Source organism: Pediococcus damnosus, assembly GCF_001437255.1.
In the GTDB taxonomy this organism is placed as follows: domain Bacteria; phylum Bacillota; class Bacilli; order Lactobacillales; family Lactobacillaceae; genus Pediococcus; species Pediococcus damnosus.
This window is the reverse complement of record NZ_JQBD01000017.1, coordinates 24,210-30,310: the sequence shown is the minus strand read 5'-3', so window position 1 is coordinate 30,310 and position 6,101 is coordinate 24,210. Positions and strand designations below refer to the sequence as shown.

Sequence of the window (6,101 nt, the reverse complement as noted above, 5' to 3'; positions counted from 1 at the left end):
GAAAACCTACATTTTTAAACTGCCCTTGACAAAAGACGTTAAAATAGCTAACCCAATAACTGCTAATATGCTGTCATTTGCTTCATCTGTTTGTGGCAATTTAACATTCCGCTTAGAAAGCGTCTTAACTGACAAATGTTTTGCTTTTCCAGTTAATTGCTTGCTAGTTTTTTTAATTCCAATAGATACCGATTCTCCCTGTTTAACCATTCCATTAGGTAACATTTTGTTATAAATATTTTGATGTATATTGGAAAAATTTGAAACTGCGGTATTTACCTTTTTATTATCATTAATTTTTCCAGGTTTTATAGCTGGCTTACCATTATTCCCCGAATGATTCGAAATAATTTCATAACTACCCTGCCCTATAACAGAATTTCGTGTATATACATAGTTATGATCAACGTTATTCAAGTCTATTAATCCTTGTTGGCTTAACATAACATGATAATTGCCCACTGCTGTGGGATTAACCTCAACAAACTGGAGATCATTGGCTGTTAACTGATAGCTTTCACCGTTACTCAAGGTAATTACATATTTGTTAGGATTAATCTGACCAACTTTGCCATCATAAATTTTACTATCTTTTCCAGATAAAGTCGCCTGAACAACAACTGGTGTTATTTGATATTGTCCTTGCCCGGTTACGGAATCAGCTTTATAAACATAATTCTGATCAACGTTATTCAAATCGGTTAATCCTTGTTGACTTAACGCAACATGATAACTGCCCACTGCCGTGGGATTAGCTTCAACAAATCGCAGATCGGCAGCCGTTAACTGATAGCTTTCACCATTACTCAAGGTAATTACATATTTATTCGGATTGATTTGACCAATTTTGCCATCATAAATCTTACTATCTTTTCCAGATAATGTTGCCTGTACAGCTGCTGGTGTTATTTGATATTGTCCTTGGCCAGTTACGGAATCAGTTGAATAAATATAATTCTGATCAACGTTATTCAAATCGGTTAATCCTTGTTGACTTAACACAACATGATAACTGCCCACTGCCGTGGGATTAGCTTCAACAAATCGCAAATCGGAAGCCGTCAACTGATAGCTTTCACCGTTACTCAAGGTAATTTCATATTTATTCGGATTAATCTGGCCAACTTTGCCATCATAAATCTTACTATCTTTTCCAGATAATGTTGCCTGAACAGCAGCTGGTATTATTTGATGTTGCCCTTGACCAGTTACGGAATCAGTTGAATAAATATAATTCTGATCAACGTTATTCAAATCGGTTAATCCTTGTTGACTTAACGCAACATGATAACTGCCCACTGCCGTGGGATTAGCCTCAACAAACTGGAGATCATTGGCTGTTAACTGATAGCGTTCACCATTACTCAAGGTAATTACATATTTGTTAGGATTAATCTGGCCAACTTTACCATCATAAATCTTACTATCTTCTCCGGATAAAGTTGCCGTACCATTTTCTGAAATTTTCTTATAAGTAAAAATCAATGTTTCATTTGCAACCGCCACAATATCAGGATTGTTATCTACGGAAACAAAACTATATCCGTTAATAATAGGCGCTGAAAATTGTTGATAAGCTCCTTCCTGCATGTCAACCACTACATCAGGCGAAATTGTAGAGCCATTGGTATCCTGAAACTTTTCTGTAATGACAAATGTTTTTAAAGATGGAACTGTAATTTTTGCAGATGCCTGAACAATATTACCATCAGAATCCTCAACGCTAATTTCTACTGTATATTCACCTGCAACAGGATTATTCAGATCTAATCCACCAAAGTCAATAACTTTCAATTTACTTGTTAAATCACCGTCTTCAACATCATTAGCAGTTACTCCTCGTAGTATGGTAGCTTGCGTAATCGGCTGACCTGCGGTAATTGTTTGATCCGAAAATCCTGAAATTTTTGGAACAAAACTAGTAGAATACGCATCAGGCGACCAAACTGGTTCTAATAAAGTTTGATCCTGAACATATTTTGTTGGTGCATCTGAAGGATACCAAATAACATTCGTAAAAATTGAACTTGTACTGCTAGGAACAGTTGCTTCAGCTAAAGGCCCTGTTACTTTTGGTGTTAAATAAACGACAGTATGGGGATAATTTGCTGCAACGGATGAAATTTCGCTATTTGCTTTAAGCATAATCCCGAATATCCCAGATCCTAATGACTCAACATAATAATCATCTGTGACATTTTTATTTGTTTCTGGCATATAAAGTTGAATATCATCTGTGGTTAAATCTAAATTACCACTAACTTTTAGCACAATTGCGAATAGCCCCAAATCATCTGGATCAGTACTACTATAATTGATTGAACCGTCAGCATTAATATACTGACTCATTGTATCTGCAGAACTAATTTGCTTTAATTGCGAATAAATATCGCCAGTCCAATTAAAGTTCAAATCAATCATAGCTGGTAAAGTAGTTCCGTCTTCAGTGAACGAGCCGACTGATACAATATTATTTTTATTACCATAAGAATCGACGGTTGGATCATTTTCCGGCTGAGGTGTATTTGTATTATTCAGCAAGGTTGCGGCACCTGTAACACCGTAGTTTGCACCACCTGGCCAATATGTGGTAATGGAACTAGTTTCTGAGGCCATCTTGTTAACTGAAATTGCAGTTTGCGGAACATTAAAATCAATCACCTGCTTGTCAGGGGTAATCAAACTAGCATCTACATAAGTTTCCCCAGTATTAATAACTGGGACGGTATAGCTAATCCCCAACTTACCACTTTGATCCAAGATATCGTTATTATAAACTAATGATATACTTCCAGTAGTTGCATTAACTGTTTGCGTTAAATATTTTGGTAGAGAAATTGTTTTCAAATTTTCCCAATCAATCACATTAGGATTAGTAAAATGCAGTATAATAATTGTCCCCTTAGGAACGTTAGTAGTATCTGTATAATTCAATGCTAAATCAACGTGCATAGAACTTAATCCTGACCATAATTCATCATTGTCAACAGTAATTTGAGGATCTGTGACCCCAGTTGTGTCATCTGTTTTGACATTCGAAACAGATTTTACAGTGGCTGCATCAAATTTTTGGTTTTGTTGCACCGCACTATTCAGTGATTTATTAGTACCTGTACCTTGAGCATTCCCATTTTCTGTTGAATTTGAAGGATCTTTTTTAACCGTATTAGCAACAGACTGCACAGAATTAACTTTTGCAACTACAGAATTGCTAGACTCCTGGTTTACAGATGAATTCTGCCCTGTAGCTTTTACAGTAGACGTAGATCCTGCATTCTGACTAGTTAATTTTTTGTTTGATGCCAAATCAGAAGAATCCACATTTTTTGTAGATTTCGTCGTACTTTTCTGATTTATAATTTTTTGAGACTTTTCATCTTCATTTTTAAATGTTTTATTAGATGTTTTAATAGTAGACTCATTTGTTGAATCAGCCTCTGTTGAACCCTTTTGCGTGTGTACCGAAGAGGTGCGACTGTCAGCCACACTCTCTGAGGAGCCTTTAGTAACGCTACTCTCTGTTTTAGATGTATTTGAATCTTGATTTACAGATGACACTGTGTCTGCCATAACAGTTCCACCGCCAACAAAAATAACCATCGTCGTCAATCCGGCAACTAACCAGCGACGACCTGCCTTATACATTTTATAGTGAACTTTTTCATTTTTCATACACATTTTTATGCCTCCACTAGTTAAAAATCAATTACATCATCATAATCCGCTTACATTGTAGCACTAAAAGTCATATAGAAACGTTGTTCAAAAATAATTCCTTATAGCATCAGCACCTATTTCTAAATGTGTTTTCATAAAAAAAGGTCAGCAGTTCGCTGCTGGCCTTCACTCAGAGTTAGATTAACGTAATTTTTAGATGCTTTAACTATTTCTCAGACAAATCAATTCAGATATAGTCATTACCAAGGCAATGTGCCACCATTTTCACTAAAGGTTCCGGTCGTCTTATTATCTGGATCAGATGCCAATTCAACGATCCGGGCGGCGCCTTCTTCAACATCTTGCATCCCAGGGATCTTAGGGCTATCAAGCGAACGACCACCAAAACCAGTCGCCGTCCAACCAGGATTAACGGAATTAACTGTGATGCCAAATTCTTTTAATTCTTTACTCAAATCAATCGTTACAAAGTTAACTGCTGCCTTTGAAGATTGGTAACCTACTGAGCTAACTTGGTAAAAACGCGACTTAGGATCACTAGCTAATGTCAAAGATCCCATATTACTAGATACATTAATGATTTTTCCTGAAGTTGCTTTTTTCAATAACGGCACCATCGCTTGGGTTGTATCGAGCAAACCAAAGAAATTCACATCATATTCTTCTCGAATTGTCGCTGTAGGCATTTCCGAAGGTTTTTGATGAGCATCATTTGTCATTCCCGCATTATTAATCAAAATATCAAGATGACCGTAATCAGCCTTGATTTTATCAGCAGCCTTTTTGATACTTTCTTGATCAGTCACATCTAGTTGAACAAGGTCTGCATTGACTCCTAAATCAGCTAATTTGCTGACCGCTTTTTCTCCACGTGATACATTACGCGATCCTAACAAAATATGTTGGCCCTTTTGACCAAGTTCTTTGGCCGTTTCAAAGCCAACTCCCTTATCAGCACCGGTAATTAGTGTTAATACTTCTTTATCATTCATGTTTAAATTCCTCCAATTACAAAATAATAATTCATATCGCAACTATCCTACCACAATTTTTAAATTTAATAAGCCTCGTAGTAAAACAAATAAGCACCTTTTGTCTCATAAACGACTTGGTAATAATAATCTATATAATCTCAATGCTTCTGCCTTTGTTATTGGTTCCTTAGCATCAGCAACTCGCTGGGCAAAATTCAAAATGGCCGTTCCTAGGTAATCACTAATAAAATGTTTAGCTTCCTTTGAGTAATCCCTTGAGATTAAGATTTTCAAAGCCGTTCCGCTAAATAACGCTTGAACTTTAATCTGCATATGACTCCATTTCACCATTTTAAATAGGTCAAGATTAGCATAAATCATATCCACAATTGTGATACTTCCATTCTCAAAATTCACGCGATTTAACACATCAATTTTTTGTTCAAACTCAGAAATGGCAATTAAAAATTGGACAAACACCACATCCTCAATTCCTTCGTGATGTCGATAAAAGGTTGCCCGTGAAACATTCGCACTTTCGCATAAATCCTTAATATCAATTTGATTAAATTGAGTCCCATCCTGCCATTTTTGCTTAAGAGCCTGAATTAGTTTGGCCTCTGTTTGTTGTTTGCGTTTATCAATTTTAAATTGTGCATCCAAAAATATTTTTGCCATTTTAATTAATGAGTAATCCTAACGTGGAATACTCCTAAGCCTTCTTCCTTGACGATTTCGCTAACATTCCCAAGATTTGCGTGACATTCTTTCTAAAATCGGCCTGTCTAACTTCAATGTTATCAGCACCATTATTATGCGCATTGACTGATTCTCCGAGCATGAAATCAGAGAGTAGCGAAGTCCCGCGTCGAATTATCTCTGGGTCATGAGCAATTTGAGCTAAATATAAAGGCAACATAGCATACAAACGATTATACTGGGTCGCAACATCGGGATATTTTAAATATTTGGAAACCGCGGCAAAGTCGTGTGGAATAACTTCACTATATTCACCAAATGCCACGGTGTAGGTTAATTGTTCAAGCGCTGTGGTTCCGCTTAATCCAATTAAAGACTGATAAAGGTAATCCACCAATTCTTGCATACTTTTAGCGAAAACCTTAGCTCGCAAATCTTCTGTATTTTTTGTATACCGATACATCGATTGGGGCTGGATATCTAACCGTTTGGCAACTCGACTTAACGTAATCGCTTCAAAACCACTTTCAGCCGCAAGCTCAGTAGCAGCGGTCAAGACACGTTCCTCATTTAAAATTCTTTTTTTCATTATTTCCTCCACTTGGGATTTTTTCTTGATAAACTTAATGGCTAAGTTTATAATCTGCTGTAAACTTAATAACTAAGTTTACTATAAAACTTCAACGTCCATCAATCAATATAACTTATAGCAAGCTTAAAACTTTGATTGACCTTGGCAAATATAAGGAG

At 36.3% G+C, this 6,101-nt stretch carries 4 protein-coding genes; all 4 read right to left on the bottom strand.

Annotated elements, in window-relative coordinates:
* Positions 1-6: 6 nt before the first annotated feature.
* A complete protein-coding gene (locus tag IV84_RS03840; RefSeq protein ID WP_056986128.1) occupies positions 7-3,678 on the bottom strand; it encodes an MBG domain-containing protein in 3,672 nt (1,223 codons plus the stop codon).
* Positions 3,679-3,917: 239 nt separating this feature from the next.
* Complete coding sequence (locus IV84_RS03835) at positions 3,918-4,670, bottom strand: SDR family oxidoreductase (protein ID WP_046871454.1); 753 nt, start codon at positions 4,668-4,670, stop codon at positions 3,918-3,920.
* 105 nt (positions 4,671-4,775) lie between these two features.
* Positions 4,776-5,330, bottom strand: a complete 555-nt coding sequence (locus IV84_RS03830) for a hypothetical protein (RefSeq protein WP_052694501.1) — start codon at positions 5,328-5,330, stop codon at positions 4,776-4,778.
* 34 nt (positions 5,331-5,364) lie between these two features.
* The gene (locus IV84_RS03825) at positions 5,365-5,940 is read right to left on the bottom strand and encodes a TetR/AcrR family transcriptional regulator (protein ID WP_052694502.1); all 576 of its coding nucleotides are present in this window, start codon (positions 5,938-5,940) and stop codon (positions 5,365-5,367) included.
* Positions 5,941-6,101 lie beyond the last annotated feature (161 nt).

What these genes read in the sequence shown, in the direction of transcription:
- IV84_RS03835 (WP_046871454.1), bottom strand. Translation starts at nt 4,670, where the DNA reads ATGAATGATAAAGAAGTATTAACACTAATTACCGGTGCTGATAAGGGA.
- IV84_RS03830 (WP_052694501.1), bottom strand. Translation starts at nt 5,330, where the DNA reads ATGGCAAAAATATTTTTGGATGCACAATTTAAAATTGATAAACGCAAA.
- IV84_RS03825 (WP_052694502.1), bottom strand. Translation starts at nt 5,940, where the DNA reads ATGAAAAAAAGAATTTTAAATGAGGAACGTGTCTTGACCGCTGCTACT.
- IV84_RS03840 (WP_056986128.1), bottom strand. Translation starts at nt 3,678, where the DNA reads ATGTGTATGAAAAATGAAAAAGTTCACTATAAAATGTATAAGGCAGGT.